The organism is Streptomyces sp. SID3212 (genome assembly GCF_009865405.1).
Lineage (GTDB): Bacteria > Actinomycetota > Actinomycetes > Streptomycetales > Streptomycetaceae > Streptomyces.
Genome location: NZ_WWJY01000197.1, coordinates 1 through 21,143 on the forward strand (window position 1 = coordinate 1; position 21,143 = coordinate 21,143).

12 protein-coding genes and 1 riboswitch are annotated in these 21,143 nt (G+C 68.3%); of the genes, 9 read left to right on the forward strand and 3 right to left on the reverse strand.

Annotation, left to right across the window (positions count from 1 at the left end; all coding sequences use genetic code 11):
- From GT042_RS05600 to GT042_RS05640, 9 genes are all read left to right on the forward strand, one after another.
- Nucleotides 1-2,780: LamG domain-containing protein (locus tag GT042_RS05600; RefSeq protein WP_161307581.1), on the forward strand; the 2,780-nt coding region annotated here is incomplete at its 5' end.
- Nucleotides 2,781-2,921: 141 nt separating this feature from the next.
- On the forward strand, nucleotides 2,922-9,827 hold the full coding sequence (locus tag GT042_RS05605) for a polymorphic toxin-type HINT domain-containing protein (RefSeq protein WP_202532395.1): 6,906 nt from the start codon (nucleotides 2,922-2,924) through the stop codon (nucleotides 9,825-9,827).
- Nucleotides 9,828-9,832: 5 nt separating this feature from the next.
- Complete coding sequence (locus GT042_RS05610) at nucleotides 9,833-10,312, forward strand: hypothetical protein (RefSeq protein WP_161307582.1); 480 nt, start codon at nucleotides 9,833-9,835, stop codon at nucleotides 10,310-10,312.
- Nucleotides 10,313-10,803: 491 nt separating this feature from the next.
- Nucleotides 10,804-10,961: riboswitch (cyclic di-AMP (ydaO/yuaA leader) on the forward strand.
- A 4-nt stretch (nucleotides 10,962-10,965) separates the two neighbouring features.
- Nucleotides 10,966-11,688 carry a LysM peptidoglycan-binding domain-containing protein gene (locus GT042_RS05615; protein WP_161307583.1) on the forward strand — a complete coding sequence of 241 codons (723 nt, stop codon included), beginning with the start codon at nucleotides 10,966-10,968 and terminating at the stop codon, nucleotides 11,686-11,688.
- Nucleotides 11,689-11,969: 281 nt separating this feature from the next.
- On the forward strand, nucleotides 11,970-12,935 hold the full coding sequence (locus GT042_RS05620) for a YihY/virulence factor BrkB family protein (protein ID WP_161307584.1): 966 nt from the start codon (nucleotides 11,970-11,972) through the stop codon (nucleotides 12,933-12,935).
- A 162-nt stretch (nucleotides 12,936-13,097) separates the two neighbouring features.
- Nucleotides 13,098-13,658, forward strand: coding sequence for a hypothetical protein (locus GT042_RS05625; RefSeq protein ID WP_237530496.1), 561 nt, complete (start codon nucleotides 13,098-13,100; stop codon nucleotides 13,656-13,658).
- Between the two features lie 153 nt (nucleotides 13,659-13,811).
- On the forward strand, nucleotides 13,812-15,920 hold the full coding sequence (gene mrdA / locus GT042_RS05630) for a penicillin-binding protein 2 (RefSeq protein WP_161307586.1): 2,109 nt from the start codon (nucleotides 13,812-13,814) through the stop codon (nucleotides 15,918-15,920).
- A gap of 189 nt (nucleotides 15,921-16,109) precedes the next feature.
- Nucleotides 16,110-17,243 carry a glycoside hydrolase family 19 protein gene (locus GT042_RS05635; RefSeq protein ID WP_161307587.1) on the forward strand — a complete coding sequence of 378 codons (1,134 nt, stop codon included), beginning with the start codon at nucleotides 16,110-16,112 and terminating at the stop codon, nucleotides 17,241-17,243.
- Between the two features lie 142 nt (nucleotides 17,244-17,385).
- Nucleotides 17,386-17,640, forward strand: coding sequence for a hypothetical protein (locus GT042_RS05640; protein ID WP_161307588.1), 255 nt, complete (start codon nucleotides 17,386-17,388; stop codon nucleotides 17,638-17,640).
- A gap of 109 nt (nucleotides 17,641-17,749) precedes the next feature.
- Here the strand turns inward: GT042_RS05640 and GT042_RS05645 are convergent, their stop codons facing one another.
- From GT042_RS05645 to GT042_RS05655, 3 genes are read right to left on the reverse strand one after another with little or no spacing between them, the layout of a single operon-like run.
- Nucleotides 17,750-18,640: a carbohydrate ABC transporter permease gene (locus tag GT042_RS05645; protein WP_202532396.1), complete on the reverse strand. Its 891-nt coding sequence runs from the start codon at nucleotides 18,638-18,640 to the stop codon at nucleotides 17,750-17,752.
- A complete protein-coding gene (locus GT042_RS05650) occupies nucleotides 18,637-19,710 on the reverse strand; it encodes a sugar ABC transporter permease (RefSeq protein ID WP_237530498.1) in 1,074 nt (357 codons plus the stop codon). Before GT042_RS05650 ends, GT042_RS05645 begins: the two co-directional genes overlap by 4 nt.
- A 5-nt stretch (nucleotides 19,711-19,715) precedes the next feature.
- Nucleotides 19,716-20,960: an extracellular solute-binding protein gene (locus tag GT042_RS05655; RefSeq protein WP_161307589.1), complete on the reverse strand. Its 1,245-nt coding sequence runs from the start codon at nucleotides 20,958-20,960 to the stop codon at nucleotides 19,716-19,718.
- Between the last annotated feature and the right edge of the window lie 183 nt (nucleotides 20,961-21,143).

Below are 21,143 nucleotides of genomic sequence, written 5' to 3' on the forward strand. Positions count from 1 at the left end.
CCGCGCTCGCCGGACCCGGCGGCGGGGGCAGGACCGCGCCGCTCGGTGTGGAGGTGGACGAGGACACCCTCACCCTCGTCCCCGACCAGAAGCTCCTGACGTCGAAGGACACCGTCTTCCCGGTGGTCATCGACCCCGTCCAGCGCACCACGTCCCGTACCGCCTGGACCGGCGTCATGTCCGGGATGCCCGGTGAGCAGGACTGGAAGTACTCCGACAGCGCCGGAGTCGGCAAGTGCCCCACCGACTTCAACCCGGTGTCCTGCAACGGGGTCGGCGTACGGCGGTTGCTGTTCACCATGCCGATGTCGTTCTACAAGGGGAAGCAGATCCTCGGCGCGACGTTCTCCGCGCGCGTCGCGCACATCTACAACGCCACCCCGACCGCCGAGCCGATCCGGCTGTACCGCATCGGCGGCAAGAACTACAGCATCAGCTCCTCCAGCAACTGGTCCAACACCTCGGACGACTGGACCGACCACATCGGCACCGTCGACAAGGCCATCTCGCCCACCAGCTGCGGCAGTCAGGCGAACCTGCACTTCGAGAGCGGCGCCACCGGTGAACTCACCACCGAGGTGAGGACCGCGGCGAGCGAGGGCTGGTCGTCGATGACCCTGGGCCTGCGCGCCGCCGACGAGGGCCGCTTCCCCGAGTGGAAGCGCGTCTGCGGCAACGCGTACCTCTCGATCAGCTACAACAACCTGCCCCGGAAGATCACCACGCTGTCGCAGAACCCGGGCGGTGTCTGCGCCTCGGGCACGGGCCGGCCGTTCTCCGAGGTCCCGCCGCAGTTGCAGGCCGTCGCGAGCGACCCCGACCACGCCAACGGCCAGACCGACAAGGTCAAGGTCGAGTTCAAGGTGGAGTGGACGGACCCGGTCAGCAAGGAGGCCAAGTCCTACACGTACCTCACCCCGTCCTGGCTGGCGCCCACCAGCGGCACCAAGTTCACCCACACGGTGAAGTCGACGATCCCGCAGAACACCACCATCCGGTGGAGCGCGCGGGCGTACGACGGGGACGGCTACGGGCCGTGGAGCTACGACGGTTCCACCGTGAGCTGTGAGTTCGTTTACGACAAGACGCTGCCCGGCAAGCCCAACGTGCTGTCCAGGGAATACCCGTCGGACTCCGTCTACCACGACGGAGTGGGTACGAACGGCACGTTCACCTTCTCGCCGAACCCGAACGACTCGGTGCCGGACACCGACGTGGTGAAGTACCGGTACGCGTTCGACAGCACGGCCTCCCCGGCCACCACGGTCAACGCCACCACGGCCGGCGGCCCCGCCACGGTCAACTGGATGCCCACCCGGGCGGGACGCCACTGGGTGGACGTCATCGCCGTGGACCGCGCCGAGAACCCCAGCACCAAGGCGCACTACGAATTCCTGGTGACCGAGGGCGCGCCGGTCGCGGGCCAGTGGAACCTCGCCGACGCGGCGGGCAGCACCGAGGCCCACGACGAGACGGGCGCGTTCTCCGCCGACACCGGCGCGGGCGTCTCCTTCGGTGTCGAGGGCCCCGGCGGCAAGGTCGACGCGGCGGCCCACTTCGACGGCTCCGCCTCCGCCTACGCCGACGTCAACGACACGGTGCTGGACTCCTCGAAGAGTTTCAGTGTCAGCGCGTGGGTCCGCCCGACCGCCCTCGACCGTGACATGGCGGTCGTCAGCCAGGACGGCACCGGCGAGCCCGGCTTCACTCTGGGCTACGACCACACCGCCGGCACCTGGGCGTTCTCCGTACCGGTCACGGACGTCGACTCCCTGGGGAAGTGGCAGGCCGTCTCCACCGGCGTCTCGGTGGTCAAGGACCAGTGGGTCCTGCTGACGGGGGTCTACGACGCCACCAGGTCCGAACTGCGGCTCTACATCAACAAGGACTCCAAGGGGGTCGCCCAGCGCCGCTCGGTGTGGCGGTCGTACGGCCCGCTCCAGATCGGCCGCACCACGGCCAAGAGCGGCTACCGGAACCACTTCACCGGGGATCTCGCCGAGGTCCGCGTCTTCGACCGGGTGCTGCCCGCGGCCCAGGTCGCCGAACTGATGACGGTGAAGCCGAGCCGCGTCGGGTACTGGCAGCTGGACGCCGAGTCCGGCCGTACGTCCGTCAACACGGCGGGCGGTCAGGCCCTGACTCTCGCGGGCCACGCGAAGATCCGTCTCGCGCCCACCGACCCGCTGTCGGCCGACCCGTTCCCGATGGTCGGGGCCGGAGACCTCCTGCTGGACGGCGACGGGGACTACGCGTCCACCGCCACCGCCCCGGTCACCGGAGCGGCGAGCTTCACCCTGACGGCCCGCACCCAGCTCACCACGCTGGACGCGGACAAGCCCCAGACGGTGCTCTCGCTGCCCGGCGCCGCCGCGAACCGCCTCGCGGTCCGTTACCGGCCCGGACCGGACGCCGGGACGCCGTCGATGTGGGAACTGGCCGTGGCCGGGGCCGACTCGGCGACCGCCGAGCAGACGGTGTTCCACGACGACCAGGAACTCCCGGACACCGACATGGCGGGCCAGCACCTGGCCGTGGTCTACGACGCCTTCGCCAACGAGATCCGGCTGTACGTCAACGGCATGCTCGCCGACATCGCGCACGGCACGAACGACACACTGTGGAGCGCCACCGGCGGTCTCCAGGTGGGCCGTTCGGCCCTGGGCGGCGGCAGCGAGTACTTCGCCGGCGCGATCGACGAGGTCCGCGTCTACAGCGGCGCGGCCGACAGGACGGCGATCCAGCAGCTCGCCAACCCGATGGCCCTGCCCGACCTGTAGGACGGCGCCGTAGGTGGGCCGGCCCCTTCACCGGGACCGGCCCGCCCGCGCCGCCCCGACCCCTTCCGTACCTTCCGTACCTTCCGTATCGACGTGTGGAGACACGTGATGCTTTTCCATGGCCGGCCGCTGAGCCGGCGCATGCCTCAACGGGCGCTGACGGCGACCGCGTTGGGCGTGATCATCGCTCTGACCGCGAGTACCGTCCAGGCGGCTCCGGTGGAGATCGCCGGGAGCAAGGACCGGGGGAGACCCGGTGTCCAGGACTTCGGCGATCCGGTGGAGGGCACCGACGGCAAGGCCGCGAAGCGCCCGGCCGACCCGGCGAGGAAGGCCGCGGTCACGCGGCTCGACCGGGCGACCTGGCCCGCGGCGGGCAGCGCGGAGGTGCCCGTCGCGGGGACGTCACCGTCCGAGGTGCGGATCGGCGGGCTGCCTGTCACGGTGGCAACGCCGAAGGCCGCCAAGTCCGTTCGCAAGGACAAGAGTTCGGCTGCCGCTTCCGACCCGGCCGCGCCTTCCGGGGTACGGGTGGAGGTGCTGGAGCCCCGGCGCGCCACCGCCCTCGACGCCGCCGCGCTGCTGCGCGTCGAGCGGGCCGACAGCGGGACACGGACCGCCAAGGTCCGGCTGGACGTGGACTACGCGGCGTTCGCCGACGCGTACGGCGGTGACTACGGCGCCCGTCTGCGCCTCGTCCGGCTCCCCGCCTGCGCCGCCGTCGCGACCCCCGGCAGCAAGGCCTGCCCCCAACTCCCCACGACCCTGCCGACGGTGAACAACGGCGAGGACCACACGGTCTCCGCCGAGGTCGCCGCGTCCCCCGCCGCCCGGCCCGGTCAGGCGGCGGACGCCCCCGGGAACACCCCGCTCGTGGCGCTCATGGCGGGCCCCTCGTCCGCCCAGGGCTCGTACAAGGCCACGGCCCTCGCCCCGTCGGCGAGTTGGAGCGTCGCCAACTCCTCCGGCGGCTTCAGCTGGAGCTATCCGCTGCGCACCGCCCCTACCCCGGGCGGCCTCACACCCAGCCTCGGGCTCGGCTACTCCTCGCAGTCCGCCGACGGCCGCACCTCCGCCACCAACAACCAGGGTTCCTGGATCGGTGAGGGCTTCTCGTACGACCCCGGCTACATCGAGCGCCGCTACAAGCCGTGCTCCGACGACGGCCACGACGGATCCGCCGAGCAGTGCTGGGCGTTCGACAACGCCACCATCATGCTCAACGGCTCCTCCAGCGAGCTGATCAAGGACGACAAGACCGGCGAGTGGCGCTTCACGTCCGACGACGGCGCCAAGGTCGAGAAGCTGACCGGCGCGGCCAACGGCGACAACGACGGCGAGCACTGGCGTGTCACCACCTCGGACGGTACGGAGTACTCCTTCGGCCTGAACCGCCTGCCCGGCTGGACCGACGGCAAGGAGACGACCGACTCCACCTGGACCGCCCCCGTCTTCGGCGACGACTCGGGCGAGCCCTGCTACAACGCCACCTTCGCCAACGCCCACTGCAAGCAGGCGTGGCGCTGGAGCCTGGACTACGTCAAGGACACCCACGGCAACGTGATGTCCTACTTCTACACACCCGAGACCAACTTCTACGCGCTCAACGGCAAGACGGACGTCAACGGCACCGCGTACCACCGCGGCGGCTACCTGAAGCGCGTCGACTACGGCCAGCGCGACACCCAGGTGTACGCGGCCAAGGCACCGGCCCGCGTGGTGTTCGACACCGCCGAACGCTGCCTGCCCACCGCCGACTTCGACTGCGCGGAGGCCAAGCGGACCAAGGCGAACGCCGCCCGCTGGCCCGACACCCCCGTCGACCAGGAGTGCAAGGCCTCCACCAAGTGCACCGTCGGGCAGACCTTCTGGACGTCCAAGCGGCTGACCGGCATCACCACCCAGATCCGCAAGGACGCCACGGACTACCAGGACGTGGACGCGTGGACCCTCACCCACCTGTTCACCGACAACGGTGACGACTCCAAGACGCTGTGGCTGTCCCAGATCCAGCAGGAGGGCCGGGTCGGCACCGCCACGAAGCTCCCCACCGTGGAGCTGATCGGCGAACAACTCGCCAACCGGGTCGACGCGATCGGCGACAACATCGCGCCCTTCCACCGCTTCCGGCTGGCCACCGTACTGAGCGAGACCGGCTCCCAGCTGGACGTCAACTACGCCCCGGCCGACTGCACGAAGGCGACCCTGCCCAAGCCGGGCGAGTCCGTGAAGCGCTGCTACCCGGTCAAGTGGGCGCCCCCGGGCACCATCGAGCCGATCACGGACTGGTTCCACAAGTACGTCGTCGCGGAGATCGTCGAGACGGACCGTACCGGCGGCGGCGACTCGCTCACCACGCGCTACGACTACCAGGGCGACGCGGCCTGGCGGAAGGCCAAGCCGGACGGCATCACGGAGGACAAGTACCTCACGTGGGGCGGCTGGCAGGGCTACGGCAAGGTGAAGGTCACCAGCGGCACCGGTGACCGGCAGACCTCGCGTATCGACTACACGTACCTCCAGGGCATGGACGGGGACAAGACCTCGTCCGGCGGCACCCGTGACATCAAGGTGAAGGACTCCACCGGCACCGAGTACACGGACGCCGAGGAATTCACCGGCCACCAGCTGGAGGCCGCCACCTACGACGGGACCGAGCTGGTCGCGAAGACGATCAGCACCCCCTGGAAGGAGTACACCGCCACCCAGACCAGGAGCTGGGGCACCACCCGCTCGGTCATCGTCAGGTCCGAGACCGAACGCGGCTTCAGCCTCCTGTCGAACGGCGGTTGGCGGGAATCGAGGACAACGAGCACGTTCGACACGGCGAACGGCACCGGCCGCGTCACCGAGGTCGACGACCTGGCCGACGTCTCCACACCGGACGACGACACCTGCACCCGTACCTGGTACGTCGACAACCTCACGCAGAACCTCCTCTCCCTGCCCTCGCGCAGCGAGGTCGTCGGGGTCAGGTGCTCCGCCACGCCCGACCGCAGGACGCAGGTCCACGCGGACGAGCGCACCAGCTACGACAACCTGGCCTTCGGCGCGGCGCCGACCAAGGGCGACGCGACCAGGACCGAGCGCCTGACGTCGCACAACGGCACCACCGCCACCTACCAGGTCACCGGCACCACCACGTACGACACCTTCGGCCGCCCGCTGTCGCAGAAGGACGCGGCGCAGAACGAGACCAAGACGCTCTACACGGACGTCAACGGCCTCCTCTCGAAGGCCAGGAACACCAACGCCCTGGGCCACAACACCACCACCGACTACGTCCCCGCCTGGGGCATGTCGGCCGGCCAGACCGACCCCAACGGCAAGCGCACCGACCTGGCCTACGACGGCCTCGGCCGGCTCACCTCGGTCTGGCTCCCCGACCGGGCCAAGACGCAGACGCCGAGCATCAAGTACTCGTATCTCGTCCGCAAGGACAAGGTCGTCGCGATCAGGACGGAGAAGATCGAGGACAGCGGCACGTACGGGTCGGAGTACCAGCTCTACGACGCCCTGCTGCGCCCCCGCCAGCTCCAGACCGAGGGCCCCGGCGGCACCCGCATGGTCGCCGACTCGTTCTACGACGGCACCGGAAAGGTCAAGAAGACCAACGCCACCTACAACGCGGCGGGCGCGGCGGCCGACGAACTCCTGATCGTCCACAACGGCGAGGTCGGCGCGCAGAGCCTGCTCGAATACGACGGCCTGGGCCGCCCCACCGCGCAGGTCATGGCGGTCTCGGGCGTCGAGCAGTGGCGTACCACCACCACCTACGACGGCGAACGCACCACGGTCGACCCGCCCAAGGGCGGCGTCCCGACCACCACGATCACCGACGCGCTGGGCAACACCTCGGAGATCTGGCACTACCGGGGCGACTCACCGAACCCGCTGCTGGGCTACGACGTCACGAAGTACACGTACACGCCCCGAGGTCAGCTGGAAACAGTCATCGACTCGGACCTGAACAGTTGGTCCTACGAGTACGACCAACTGGGCCGGACGACCAGGAGCGTCGATCCCGACGCCGGGGAACTGAAGACCACCTACGACGACGTCGACCGTCCGGAGACCATGACGGACAGCCGGGGGAAGACGACCTCCACGGTCTACGACAAGCTCGACCGTGTGACGTCGACCTGGCAGGGGGAGGCGGGGACCGGCACGAAGCTTTCCGAGATCCGCTACGACAAGGCGGGCATGCTGGGGTACGCCTACGCCACGCTCAGCTTCACCTCCCCGACCGAGCAGTTCTCCACCGCCGTGCAGGCGGTCGACGACTTCTACCGGCCGCTGAAGACCGCGTACACGGTGCCTGCCTCCCAGGGGCTTCTCGCCGGCACGTACGATTTCACCTCGGTCTACAACCGTGACGGCACCACCCAGTCGACCGGTCTGCCGGCCGCTGGTGGTCTGCCCGCCGAGGTCCTGGCATACGGCTACGACGAGCTCCAGCGTCCGACGACGATGACGGGGACCACCCCCTACGTCACCAGCACCGTCTACTCCAAGAACAGCCATCTCCAGCAGCTCGAACTGAGCACCGGGAGTGGCAAGAAGGTCTGGCAGACTTTCGATTACGAGACCGGTACGGATCGGCTGACCCGCTCGGTCGTCGACCTTTCCAAGGCCGCGGGGGAGCGCGGCGCCGTCAAGGAGTCGAACTTCGCCTACGACCAGGCGGGCAACGTCCTGTCGATCTCGGACACGGCGAACGCCGCCGCGCCCGACGTCCAGTGCTTCGGCTACGACAGCCGGCAGCGGCTGGACGACGCGTGGACCCCGGCGTCCACGGTGGCCGACGCGTCGGGCACCGGCACGCTCGGTTCGACCGCGCCGGTTGAGGGCAACGGTCCGAAGGCGTGCGAATCGGAGGCGGGGACGTCGCCGCTCGGCGGTCCCTCGCCGTACTGGAAGTCGTACGTCACCGATGCCATCGGCAACCGCACGGCGGACACAGTGCACGACACGGGGCTCAACTCCGCCAGGAACGTGACGCGTTCGTACACCTACGGCGGGGCGGGCGCGGCCGGCGACGGCCCCCACCAGGTCACCAGGGTCGTGGAGAAGACCCCGACCGGTGATCGGCAGTCGACGTACGAGTACGACGACGCGGGTAACACCACGAAGCGCACGAAAGACGGCGACGCCCAGGCGCTGGGGTGGAACGACCAGGGCAGACTCGCCACGGCCAAGGAGGCCGACGGGTCTGTGACCACTTTTCTCTACGACTCGGACGGCGACAGACTCCAACGCAAGGACGCGTCGGGCACCACGGTCTACCTGCCGGGCATGGAGCTGAAACTCTCCGCGGACGGAACGCGGAAGGAAGCCACTCGCTACTACTCATTCGCCGACCAGACGGTCGCTGTACGCACCGGAGACGGCACAGTCTCGTTCATCGCGTCGGACCACCACGGAACGGGTGAGCTGGCCATCGACGCGGCGACCGGAGCTGTGTCCCAGCGCCGCTTCGATCCTTACGGAGTCGAGCGGGGCGAGGCACTGGGCAACTGGCCCGGCGAAAAGGGCTATGTGGGCGGCACGATCGACAAGTCGACGAGTCTGACTCACTTGGGTGCGCGTGAGTACGACGCGGATATCGGCAAGTTCATCTCCGTCGATCCGCTCATCGACTACACGCAGCCGCAGCAGATCAACGGCTACGCCTACGCGAGCAACAGCCCTGTCACCCACGCCGACCCGAGCGGCATGATCATTCCAGAGTGTCTGGAAGGCCTCATCGAGTGTCAGGGCGGGAGGCCTGTCTCCAGCGGAGGCTCGGGTGGCGGAGGTTCGAGCGGGGTCGACAAGGCGCAGCAGAGAGTCGACGAGGCGTCGTCGGCTGTCCAGGGTGCCCAACAGCGGCAAAGCGCTGCCACACAGCGCATCAAGGCGGCAGGCGCGGCCCTGGTCAAAATCGCCCGGGACGTCCTTGGAGTCGATGCCGCGCTGGACTGCATCTCCACCGGTGATCTGGGCTCATGCGGCGAAACCATTCTGAATATCGCGGGCAGCTTCGCCGGCGGTCTGGCGGGAAAGATTCTGGCCAAGTACGGGGCTCCCTGGGACTGGGCGAAGGGTCTTAAACTCTCCAAACGTGTAATTGGCCTAGGCAGTGATCTGGTCGGCGACTTCAAGGCCTATTTCAAGGCCCGTAAGGAGGTGGCCAAGGGGAAGGAAGTCCTGGGCAAGGCGCAGGACGCGCTGGCATCCGCCAAGGAGAAAGCCGCCACACTCCTCAAAAAGAACAAATGCGAAGTGCCGCACAGCTTCCTTCCGGGGACGTACGTTCTGCTCGCCGACGGAACGAGCAAGAGGATCGAGGACGTCGAGCCCGGGGACAGGGTCACCGTGACTGACCCCGACAGGGGCGAAACCACGGACCGTGAAGTCGCCGGCACGATCGTGACCGAGGACGACAAGGCTTTCGTCGACCTCACGATGAAGGATGAGTCCGGGGCTACCACGGCCCTGACCGCGACGACGACGCACCCCTTCTGGGTGGAGTCCGAGGACGAGTGGATACAGGCTGGCGAACTTGAGCCGCGCATGACTCTCCGTACCCCGGACGGTGACACGCTCACTCTTGAGGACACGCGCTTCTTCGAGCAGCGACAGCGCACGTACGACCTGACGGTCACGGACATTCACACGTACTACGTGCTGGCCGGAATCACACCGGTGCTCGTGCATAATTCAGGCGGTGAACTCGGCCCGGGTGAGATATTCCTGTGGCGAGGAGTCAAGGGAATGGAGCGCGACGATCTTCAGAAGACTCGCCAGTTCAAGAGCACTCAAGGAGTCAAGTACTTCTCGTTCACGGAGAAAGGTGCGGCAGAGTACGCGCGCAGGGCGTACTCCGCTTATCCGAAAGAGGGTAAATACACGATGATTCGCACCAAGGTGAATGTGGCGGATCTTCCAGATCACGCAAGGATGGCTTACACCGCGGACGTCGTGGACGGTGGTGTCGCACTGGAGGACGATGTGCTGTCGAAGCTCAGCAGGCCGCAGATCATGCCGAGCATGAGCTGCCGGTGATGGGGATGCGGTACGTCGTCGCTTCGTCGTCGGACAGCGTCGTCCGGGAATGCCGAAATATGCTCGGGTCCCACCCCGACATCGAGATTCGGATGGGCTCGGTGCCGGAGACCGGATCCGACTGTGATGCCGTAATCCTGAACTCTCCGCTCGCGCATGAGCGTTACGGGGGTTCGCCGCTGATCGGGCGGGTTCAGATTCTGGCCAACCGTCGTGACGACGGTGCTCCCGAAGCCATCCTGGTCGCCGCCCCGATCAGCGCTTCGAGCGCCGTGGCGAACCCCAGTGACGTCGAGATCGAGAATCGCGTCGCCGAGGTGCTGGAGACGTGTGTCTCCGCCTTTGCCGCGAGATTTTCTGATGCCGACTCGAAGCCGCGAATCCTCGTGCATCTGGAAGGGGCCGGAATCGATCGCCCCGACATCAAGGTTCCGTTGAGGGGCGTGCTGCGATTTCTGAACTCGGCAGGAGGTGTTGGATCCTGACCGGAGGGTAACTCCACGCCGACGCAGGGGGAGTTCGCCTCGCAGTGGAGTTGAAGCCCCGCCAGATGGTTTCTGGCGGGGCTTCAACGTCAATGAGCGCCCATCCCGGAGAGGTGCCTGCGGCGGCCGGGCCCGGGAGGTTGTTGGCGCCGACGGGTTTCTCATATGCGCGTTTTGTGTGTTTCCTTGCGTGGGTCGATATGCCCGATATTCGGGTTGGTTGGGGCTTTCTGTACTCTCGCGGCGTCAGTCGGCCAAGCCCAAACGGTGATGTGTGTCACGTCGGATGGGGTGGCGTGATTCGCGTGCCGTCGCCACATCCCCCGCGTGCGGGGAAAGTTGGGTTCCGCGTCGGTGTGTGAGTGGGCCGGGTTTCGTATGATCGCTTTCGCGGATGAGATCTCGGTGTGAATTCAGGACTTGTTTCGGCGCGGCTTTCTCGCTTACGTTCACCCCACTCCGGGTGGATCGCCGAATCCTGCCGCTGTCCGGATACACACTCACCCACTCACGTACGGCAGGAGCGGGGGACCCAGGTAAGTCGCCGATCCGTCACAGGACCGGCTCGGGGTGAAGTCGCACTAATCATGCGGCCGGGCATCTCCAGCTCGAACCCGACAGCTCACCTCGCAGGCGACGGAGAGGATTTCGTCATGCCCATCAAGGGTAAGCACCGTCGTTCCAGGATCAGCCCGTTCGCCCGGCGCCTTGTCGCCGTGGGGACCGGAGGTGTCGCGCTCGCCCTTCCGCTGGTGGCCGCTCACACCGCGAGCGCCGCCACCGGCACCACCGTCACCGCGGAGAAGAGGAGTGTCACCACCTACTCCGTGGTCGCCGGGGACTCGCTCGCCAAGATCGCCCGTACCCACTCGCTCAGCGGCGGCTGGAAGAAGCTCTACCAGGACAACCGGAAGGCCGTCGGCGCCGACCCGTCGGTGATCCACCCCGGTCTCAGGCTGACCCTCGGCGGCAGGGCCGCGACGCCCGCCGCCACCACCGCCAGGACCACCGCGCCCGCGCCCGCCCCCGCCGTACAGGCCGCGGCGAAGACGTACGCGAACAACCTGGACGGCTGGATCAGGGAGTCCCTGGACGTCATGGCCGCGCACGGCATCCCCGGCAGCTACGACGGCATCTACCGCAACATCATGCGGGAGTCCTCGGGCAACCCGAACGCCATCAACAACTGGGACTCGAACGCCGCCGCCGGCATCCCCTCCAAGGGGCTGCTCCAGGTCATCGACCCGACCTTCCAGGCCTACCACGTGTCCGGTACGTCGATGAACAGCTACGACCCGGTCGCCAACATCACCGCCGCGTGCAACTACGCCGCCGACAAGTACGGCTCGATCGACAACGTGAACGGTCCGTACTGATCCTGATCCACTTCGCACACCCCCGGCGGGCCCGCTCCGAACCCTGGAGCGGGCCCGTCCGCGTGTCCGCCACCCGCCGCACCGCCTGTACCTCCTGCCCGCATGAGTGAAAAGCTACTTTGGTCACAGTAGACAATATGTTATGGCGTCATTAGAGTTCACTTGTGAAAAAGCCCCAGGGCGAGTCCGGGAACAAGAGCCGGAACCCGGGACCCTCCTCCTGAGACACCGTTCCGCGATCTCCTCGTGTCCTGACATCATGCGCGGGGAAGGTGGGGGCCATGGGGACCGTCGTACACGTGCCGCAGACGCGCGACATGATCGGGGAAGAGCTGTCGGGTGACGAGGCGCTGACGGCGCTGCGCCGCTACGGCGGCCGCAAGCTGCTGCTGGACGCCTTCGCCCGCTTCCGGTACGCCGACGGCTTCAGCCAGGCCCGCTCGCTGGGCTTCCAGGTGGTCCTCGGCATGGTCCCGTTCACCATCGCGCTGGTCGGGGTGACGGCGACCGTCCACACCGAGAGCATCGGGCGGATCATCGAGCTGACCCTCGCCCGGATCGTCCCCGGAGCCAGCGCGGACGTCGTCCAGGAGGCCCTGGACGGCACCCGCCGCAGCGCGGGCGCCGACGTCTCGGGCGCCGTCGCGATCTGGATGGGGCTCGGGTTCGCCGTACTGAACCTCGCGTCCGCCATGGGCCAGATAGAGCGAGGCTGCAACCGCATCTACGGCGTGGAGCGCGACCGCCCCTTCCCGGCGAAGTACGCCCGCGGCCTGCTCCTGGCGCTCGGCGCCGGGGTGCCGATGGCCCTGGGCTTCCTCGTCCTCGTGGCGGGGGAGGCGGTGGGCGACTCCGTCGTGGAGGCGCTGGGCTGGTCACGGCAGTGGCTCGACTGGTGGGGCCCGCTGGAGGTGCCCGTCGGGGTGACCCTCGCCGGGGTCGCCTCGGCGGTGATCTTCCGCTGGTCGCCCCGCAGGGACCAGCCGGGCTACACCTGGCTCGCCTTCGGCTCGGCGGTCCACCTGGTGCTCTGGGTCGTGGCCACCTGGCTCCTCGCCTTCTACGTCGAGCGGAGCGGATCCTTCGGAGCGGTGTACGGGCCCCTCACCGCCTTCGTCGCCCTGCTCCTCTGGGCCAACCTCACCGGGATCGCGCTGTTCCTGGGGGTGGCCTTCGCCGCCCAGCTGGAGGCCGCGAGGGCGGGGATGGTGGACCCGGTCCACCCGGACCCGGGTTCCGGACCCTGAGGCCCGGACTGCGCCCCGACTGCCCCAGGGCGTGTCCACGGGGGGCCCGGCGTTCCCTCGCACAGGTTCGTCGGCCATACTGCGCCCGTGGACCAGCGCATCGATCCGAACAGCCAGCCCGTACACGCCGCGGGGACTGATCCGGGATTTATCCCTGGGCTCATGATCCCCCGCCCTGTTGAGGACGAGGAGAGTGCTCCGGAGCACGAGGCGAAGAAGCCCCAGAAGCAGACGGCCCCTCAGGCGGCCGACGAGACCCCCGAGCCGTCGGACGAGCGGCCCGGCGAGCTGACGGCCGGGTCCGCGTCCGCGTCCGTCTCCGACGACACCACGTCCGAGGGTACGGAGCAGGCGGCGGAGCCCGTCGGCGCACCGGCCGGCGAGGACGAGCCCGGCGGGACCACCGGCAAGGCCGCCCCGGAGGACGACGCGGACGCCGCCGAAGGCCCCGCCTTCGAGGTCAGCGACCGCCGCGCCTCCATCACCGCCGACCGCGACGGCGTCCGCTTCACCCTGGACGACGAGGCGGCGGACTTCCGCTGGGACGAGATCGGCGCGGTCGAGGTCGGGGTCCCCCGCTTCGGACGCCGGTTCACCGTCACCGTCCACACGATCACCCGCCGCCAGTACCACGTGGACGTCGACGCGCCGGCCCGCGGCGCGCTCAAGGAGTGGACGGCGGAGCTGGACGAGGTGCTGGACGCCTACTTCGAGGAAGCCTGACCGTTCCGCGAAGTGACGGGAAGTGACGGGTCGTCAGGCGCCCGCCCCCGCCCTGGAGTCCGGGCGCCGGGGCGGGTAATAGGATTCTTGATGCCGTCGGCCGCCCGGGCTACCGAACCGGGCCGCGAGCTGGGCACGATCTGGGAGACGTGAGTGAGCAACATACCGGAGACGGGACGGACTCCCCGGGTCCAGGTCCGTCTCGTCGTCATTCAGCTGCTCGTCTTCTCGCTGCTGCTCACGCTCGGCGGCCGGCTCTGGTACCTCCAGATCCGCAACGGCCAGGAGTACACGGACGAGGCCAAGAACAACCACACCCAGCGGGTGGTCCAGCCGGCCGTACGGGGCTCGATCCTGGACACCCGCGGGGTGCCGCTCGCCGACAACGAGACCCGGCTGGTCGTCTCGGCCAGCCGCACCGACCTGATGAAGATGCCGGACGAGGGCAAGGCCGTACTGACCCGGCTCGCGGGCGTCCTGGGCCTGAAGGCCCAGGACCTCGTGGACAAGGTCAGGCTGTGCGACGCGAAGACGCCGCAGCCGTGTTGGAACGGGTCGCCGTACCAGCCGATCCCGGTGACCGACGAGGCCACCACCCAGCAGGCCCTCCAGATCCGTGAACGCGCCGAGGACTTCCCCGGCATCACCGCCGAGCCCACCGCCGTACGGCGCTACGCCGCCCCCGGCAAGGCCAACACCTCCCAGGTGCTGGGCTATCTCTCGCCCGTCACGGACGAGGAGATCACCAAGGCGCAGGACACCACCTCGCCGTACCTGCGCTCGGACCAGGTGGGCCGCTCGGGCCTGGAGCGTACGTACGACGAGCAGTTGCGCGGCAAGGCGGGCGTGACCCGGTACGAGGTCGACAACCTGGGGCGCGTCCTGGGGCAGGCGAAGACCGAGAAGGCCCGGCCCGGGGACAACGTCATCACGTCGATCGACGCCCGGGTGCAGGCCGTCGCGGAGTACGAGCTCAACAACGCGATGAAGACGGCCCGCAAACAGTTCGACACCGTCACCGGCTCGAAATACAAGGCGGATTCGGGCGCGGTGGTGGTGATGGAGGCGAAGACCGGCCGGGTGGTGGCGATGGCGTCGCAGCCGACGTACGACCCGAACGCGTGGGTCGGGGGCATCTCGGCGAAGGACTACGCGAAGCTCACCGGCAAGAAGTCGAACTTCCCGCTCCTGAACCGGGCGATCCAGGGCCAGGCGGCCCCCGGGTCCATCTTCAAGGTCGTCTCCTCGACGGCCGCCGTCAACGCGGGCTACGACTTCAACGGCAGCTATCCGTGCCCCAGTTCGTACTCGATCGGCAACCAGGTCTTCAAGAACTTCGAGTCCCAGGGCTACGGCAACATCACCATCGGCAAGGCGCTCGAAGTCTCGTGCGACACCGTCTACTACGGCCTGGCCCACCAGGAGTGGCAGAAGGACGGCGGCAACAACCCCAAGAAGAAGCCCGCCGACTGGTTCTACAGGACCGCCCACCAGTTCGGTCTGGGCAAGGAGACCGGCATCGACCTCCCCAACGAGGTCACCGGGCGGGTGCCCGACCGGCAGTGGAAGCAGGACTTCTGGAAGGCCAACAAGTCGGCCTGGTGCAAGCAGGGCAAGAAGAACGGCACGTACGTGGAGCGGATCGCGTACGAGGGCTGCCTCGAAGGCAACAAGATGCGTGCCGGTGACGCCGTCAACTACTCGATCGGCCAGGGCGACACGCTTGTCACCCCGATCCAGATGGCGGCCATCTACGGGGCGATCTCCAACGGCGGCACGCTCTACACCCCCACCGTGGGCAAGGCGATCGTCAGCGCCGACGGCAGGAGCGTGAAGAAGATCGCCCCCAAGGCGGACGGCAAGCTCCCGATGGACAAGGCGACCCGGGACAACATCGACGAGGCGCTGGCGGGCGTGGCGACACGTGGTTCGGCCGCGTGGCGGTTCGGCGGCTGGCCGCAGGACAGGATCCCGATGCACGCCAAGACCGGTACCGCCGAGGTCCATGGCAAGCAGACGACCTCGTGGTTCGCCTCGTACACCAAGGACTACACGATCGTGATGACGATCTCCCAGGGTGGTACGGGATCCGGCGCCTCCGGTCCCGCCGTCCGCAAGATCTACGAGGCGATGTACGGCCTGGACGCGAAGGGCAACCAGGATCTCAAGAAGGCCTTGATGCCCAAGCCCCGTACCGCGCTGCCGAAGATCGGCCCCGATGGTGCGATCGACGCCCCCAAGACGGAGCCGTACAAACCGTAAAACAGCAGGCCAGAAGGGTGTTCAGGACAGGTGTTCGTTTGTTGAGTTCTTGACAAGTCTAGACCAATGCCGGTTGACTCCGTCGCAAGCTTCGCGTGTGGCGGCTCGTTGCGCCATGACGGCTTCTCTACAAGTAACGGTTCGGCCCCGAACCGTACTTAATGGCGTGAAGGGATACATCCAGTCGACATGATCAGAAAATCGCTCAGGGGTCTCAGTCTTGCCCGTACCGCCGTCGCGCTCGCCGTGGCGGCTCTCTTCTCGGTCACTCTCACCGTGCCGGCGTCCGCCGCCGACCCGGTCGGCAGCATCACCGGCATCGCAGGCAAGTGCCTGGATGTCGCGGCCGCGAGCAGCGCCAACGGCACCGCCGTACAGCTCTACGACTGCAACGGCAGCGCGGCACAGCAGTGGACCGTCGCCGGTGATGGGACGCTGCGCGCCCTGGGCAAGTGTCTGGACCTCGTCGAGCGCGGCACGGCCGACGGCACCAAGCTCCAGATCTGGGACTGCGCCGGCAGCGCCAACCAGAAGTGGGCGATCTCCGGCGCCAAGGACATCGTCAACCCCACGGCCAACAAGTGCCTCGACGTCACAGGCAACACCTCCGCCAACGGCGCGCGGATCCAGATCTGGACCTGCACCGGCGGCGCCAACCAGAAGTGGAACACGCCCTCCGGCGGCTCCACGCCTCCTCCCACCGGCGGCTTCGTCGTCAGTGAAGCCCAGTTCAACCAGATGTTCCCGAACCGGAACTCGTTCTACTCGTACAGCGGTCTGACCAACGCGCTGAGCGCCTACCCGGGCTTCACCAAGACGGGCAGCACCACGACCCAGCGCCAGGAGGCCGCGGCCTTCCTCGCCAACGTCAACCACGAGACCGGCGGTCTCGTGTACGTGGTGGAGATCAACCAGGCCAACTACCCCCACTACTGCGACCCGAACCAGCCGTACGGCTGCCCCGCCGGCCAGGCCGCGTACTACGGCCGTGGCCCGATCCAGCTGAGCTGGAACTTCAACTACAAGGCCGCGGGCGACGCGCTGGGCATCGACCTGCTCAACAACCCGTGGCTCGTCCAGAACGACTCCGCGGTCGCCTGGAAGACCGGCCTCTGGTACTGGAACACCCAGAGCGGCCCGGGCACGATGACCCCGCACAACGCGATGGTCAACGGCGCCGGCTTCGGCCAGACGATCCGCAGCATCAACGGCTCGCTGGAGTGCGACGGCCGCAACCCGGCGCAGGTCCAGAGCCGGGTCGACGCCTACAACCGCTTCACCCAGATCCTGGGTGTCGCGCCGGGCGCCAACCTGTACTGCTGACGCTCCACCCCTGACGTACCCCGAGAGTGCGCGGCCCCCGGAACCCCGGGAGCCGCGCACTCTCCGCGTTGTCCGGGGCGGCGTCCGCGGCGGTCACCCCCGCTCCGCGTGTCCTCCTGGCGTCCCGCGCGTTGTATCGATCATGAACGTACGTCGAATCCTCACCACCGCCGCGGCGGGCTCCGCCCTCCTCGCCGCCGTCGCCCCCGCCGCCCAGGCCGCCCAGTCGGCCGACTTCGGCACCACCCTGAGCAGCGCGGCGCAGACCGCCGCCACCGTCGGTGAGAAGACCAAGCCGGTGGCGGACGGGCTCCTCGGTAAGAAGATCGGCGCCGCCAAAGGTGTCCTGAAGGGCGGCTCGGACGTCGTCAAGCACGGACAGGCCCTCCTCAGCTGACCCGTCCCGCCGACACCACAGCCCCCCAACCACCGCACAGGCCGGTCGGCCCCCGCCGACCGGCCTGTCACGCGGTCGGCACCCCCATAGGGGGACCGCCCGCGGCCTCTCACTCCTTCACGGCCCCCGCGTTCGCCCCGCTCACGAAGTAGCGCTGGAAGCAGAAGAACAGCGCGGCCACCGGAAGGGTGGACAGCAGCGCCGCCGCCAGCTTGAGCGGGTACTGCGTACCGCCGCCCAGGCCACCCGAGACGAACCGGGCCAGGCCCGTGGTGAGCGTCTCGTACTGACCGGACTGGGTGGCGACCAGGAAGTGCGTGAACTCGTTCCACGACCCCTGGAACGACAGGATCGTCAGGGTGATCAGCGCCGGCCGAGCCATCGGCAGCACGACGGACCAGAAGATCCGGAACACCCCCGCCCCGTCGACCTTCGCGGCCTCCTCCACCTCACGCGGCACCGACTCGAAGAACTGCTTCATGATGAAGATGCCCGCCGCGTCCACCACCAGCGGCAGGATCATGCCGGTGTACGTGTCGAAGATCCCGAACGTGTTCAGCACCAGGAACTTCGGGATGAGCAGCGCCACTCCGGGCACCGCCATCACCGCGAGGACGAACGTGAACAGCACCGAACGGCCCCGGAAGCGCAGCCGCGCCAGCGCGTACCCCGCCATCGAGTCGAACAGCACCCGGCCCCCGGTCACCAAGACGGCCACGAACGCCGAGTTGCCGAGCCAGCGCAGGAACGGCACCCCGTCCGCGGACTCGCTCAGCCCGAACAGCCGCTGGTAGGCGGCCGTCGTCGGAGTCGTGGGCAGCAGGGACAGCGGATTTGCCGCGGCGTCCGGATCCGTCTTGAAGCCGGTCACCAACTGGAGCACGAACGGCAGCAGATAGAGCAGCGCCACCCCCACCACCAGGGCGTATCCCAGCACCCGCAGAGGTACGGGGAAGCGCCCGAGCACGGGCCGGCCCTGCTTCTCGCTCGTGGTACTCATCGCTTCCTCCCGGTGCGTACGCCGCGCTCCCGCAGCGCCCAGCGCTGGAAGCCGGTCAGCACGAGGATCAGGGCGAGCAGGACGAACGCGATCGCCGAGCCCTGGCCGAAGTCGGCGTTGTCGAATCCCGCGGAGTACGACAGGAACGCGGGCGTGAGCGTGGTGTTGCCCGGGGCGCCCTGGCCCATCACGTACACCTGGTCGAAGACCTGCCAGGTGGAGATCAGGCCCAGGGTGAGCACCAGGAACAGCACGGGACGCAGCGCGGGCAGGGTCACGTACCGCAGCAGCTGGCGCCGGTTGACCCCTTCCAGGGCCGCCGTCTCCTCCAGCTCACGCGGGATGTCCTGGAGCGCCGCGAGGAAGATCAGCATGAACGTGCCCGAGGTCGTCCACACGGCCAGCAGGATGATCGTGCACATCGCGATCGAAGGACCCGACAGCCACTCGAACCACGACAGTCCCATCACGGAATGCTCGGCCAGCAGCCCGGTGGGATGCTCGGGGTCGACGACGCCGAGTCCGCCGAGGATCAGCGAGAGCACCCCGCGCGGATCGGCGAACCAGTTCGGCCCCTTGACCCCGATCCACGACAACAGGGCGTTGACGGCACCGCTTCCCTGGAAGAGGAAGAGGAACACCGTCGCGACGGCGATCGAGCTGGTGACGGACGGAAAGAAGAAGATCGTACGGAGCGGGCCGCGGCCCCGCAGCATCCGCTGGTTGACGATCAGGGCCAGGCCCAGCGCCAGTCCGGTCTGCAACGGCACCGTCAGCAGGACGTAGTACGCGTTGTTGCGCAGGGCGGTCGCGAAGAGCGTGCGGTCGAGACCGTCCTGGGTGAAGAGCGTGCGGTAGTTGTCCAGGCCCACGAAGTCGGCCTGGCCGGAGAACGGGTTGGACTGCCCGTCCCAGTGCAGCAGGCTCACCCAGAGCGCCATGAGGATCGGCAGCACCAGGAACGAGCCGAGGACGAGCACCATGGGGCTGACGAAGAGCCAGCCCCACGCGCCGTCCCGGTCGCGCCCGCCGCGCCGCGAGCGTGTCGAGCTTGTCGGGCGGAGGGACATCGGGCTCAGTTGCCCTTCGCTATGGCCTGTTCGCCGTTGCGCTGGAGGTCGGCCAGGATCTTCTTCGGATCGGCCGTGCGCAGCGACTGGAGCTCGGTGTTGAACTGGCTGAGCACCTTGTCGAATCCGGCGATCGTGACCGGACCCTGCGCGTACGCGCTGCCGTCGACCCACGCCTTGGCCTGGGGCTGCTGCTCGGCGAAGGTCGTGAGGGCGCTCGTACGGCTGGGCATCACACCGAACGCGTCGGCGAACGCCAGCTGCTGCTTCGCCGAGCTGAGCGACTTGACCAGGTCGACACTCGCCTCGTGGTGCGCGCTGTCGGCGGCGACACCCCAGCAGGTGCTGAAGGCGAGGGTGCCCTTCCCGGCCGGACCGGCGGGCAGCGGCAGGATCTGGTAGTTCACGTCCGGGTAGTCGAGCTTCATGCCGCCGTCGAGCCAGTTGCCCTCGATGGTCATCGCGGCCTTGCCCTTGCCGAGCGCCTCACCGCCCCAGCTGGTGTCGACCGCCTTGGCGAACTTCATCGAACCGGACTTCAGGAGGCCCTGGACGAACGTCAGCCCCTCGGCGTTCTCCGGCGTGTCGGCGGTCATCTTCGTCTGGCCCGCGTCGGTGACCCAGCCGCCGGCCTGCCGCATGAAGACACCGAGCCGCTGGTACTCGTCACTGGTCACCAGGCCGGTGACGCCGTCGCCCGTGAGCTTGTCGGCGACCGTCTTCAGCTGCTCCCAGGTGGTCGGGTAGTCCTTCTCGGTCAGCCCGGCCTTCTTCCACAGGTCGGAGTTGATCGCCAGGCCGAGGGTGGAGGTGTCCTTGGGCAGGCACATCAGCTTGTTGTCGTACGAGAACGAGGAGCGCAGCTGCTCCGAGAAGTCGTCCGCGTCCGGGATCTGGTCGCCGTACGGGTAGAGCGAGCCGCCCTTGGCGTAGTTGGCGAACTGGTCGGAGTTGACGTAGAAGACGTCCGGCGGCTTGTTCCCGGCGAAGGCCTGGGCCAGCTGCTGGTTCATGTCCTTGGCGACCTCGACGGTCACGGAGTTGCCGGACTTCTTCGCGTACGCGGCGGCGGCCGTCTTGACGGCCTGGGTCTCGGCGTCCCCCGAGGTGGCGATCAGGACGGTGAGCTTCTGCTTCGCGGACTTCTCCTGGGCGGGCTCCTTGCCGCTGTCGAAACCGGACGAACAACCGGTCGCGGTCAGCAGCGCCGCGCAGGTGGCAAGGGCGGCTAGGGCCGTGTGGCGGGCCATGAATTCCTCCATAGGGGGATGAAACGTGCGGCTCAGCTGCCCTGAAGGCGCGCTGTACGAGAGGGGGGTGGCGTTCTGGGGGCCCAGGGGGCCGGGGTGGAGCGGGGAGGCCGGGGCGGGTGGGCCCGTGGCTCAGTGGTTCGGCGGTTCGGCGGTTCGGCGGTTCGGTGGCTCGGCGGTCCA

Bases quoted from the DNA above. Each gene is read 5' to 3' on its own strand.
- GT042_RS05615 (WP_161307583.1), top strand. From the start codon at position 10,966: ATGCCCATCAAGGGTAAGCACCGTCGTTCCAGGATCAGCCCGTTCGCC.
- GT042_RS05610 (WP_161307582.1), top strand. From the start codon at position 9,833: ATGCGGTACGTCGTCGCTTCGTCGTCGGACAGCGTCGTCCGGGAATGC.
- GT042_RS05645 (WP_202532396.1), bottom strand. From the start codon at position 18,640: ATGAGTACCACGAGCGAGAAGCAGGGCCGGCCCGTGCTCGGGCGCTTC.
- GT042_RS05625 (WP_237530496.1), top strand. From the start codon at position 13,098: ATGATCCCCCGCCCTGTTGAGGACGAGGAGAGTGCTCCGGAGCACGAG.
- GT042_RS05640 (WP_161307588.1), top strand. From the start codon at position 17,386: ATGAACGTACGTCGAATCCTCACCACCGCCGCGGCGGGCTCCGCCCTC.
- GT042_RS05655 (WP_161307589.1), bottom strand. From the start codon at position 20,960: ATGGCCCGCCACACGGCCCTAGCCGCCCTTGCCACCTGCGCGGCGCTG.
- GT042_RS05620 (WP_161307584.1), top strand. From the start codon at position 11,970: ATGGGGACCGTCGTACACGTGCCGCAGACGCGCGACATGATCGGGGAA.
- GT042_RS05635 (WP_161307587.1), top strand. From the start codon at position 16,110: ATGATCAGAAAATCGCTCAGGGGTCTCAGTCTTGCCCGTACCGCCGTC.
- GT042_RS05650 (WP_237530498.1), bottom strand. From the start codon at position 19,710: ATGTCCCTCCGCCCGACAAGCTCGACACGCTCGCGGCGCGGCGGGCGC.
- GT042_RS05605 (WP_202532395.1), top strand. From the start codon at position 2,922: ATGCCTCAACGGGCGCTGACGGCGACCGCGTTGGGCGTGATCATCGCT.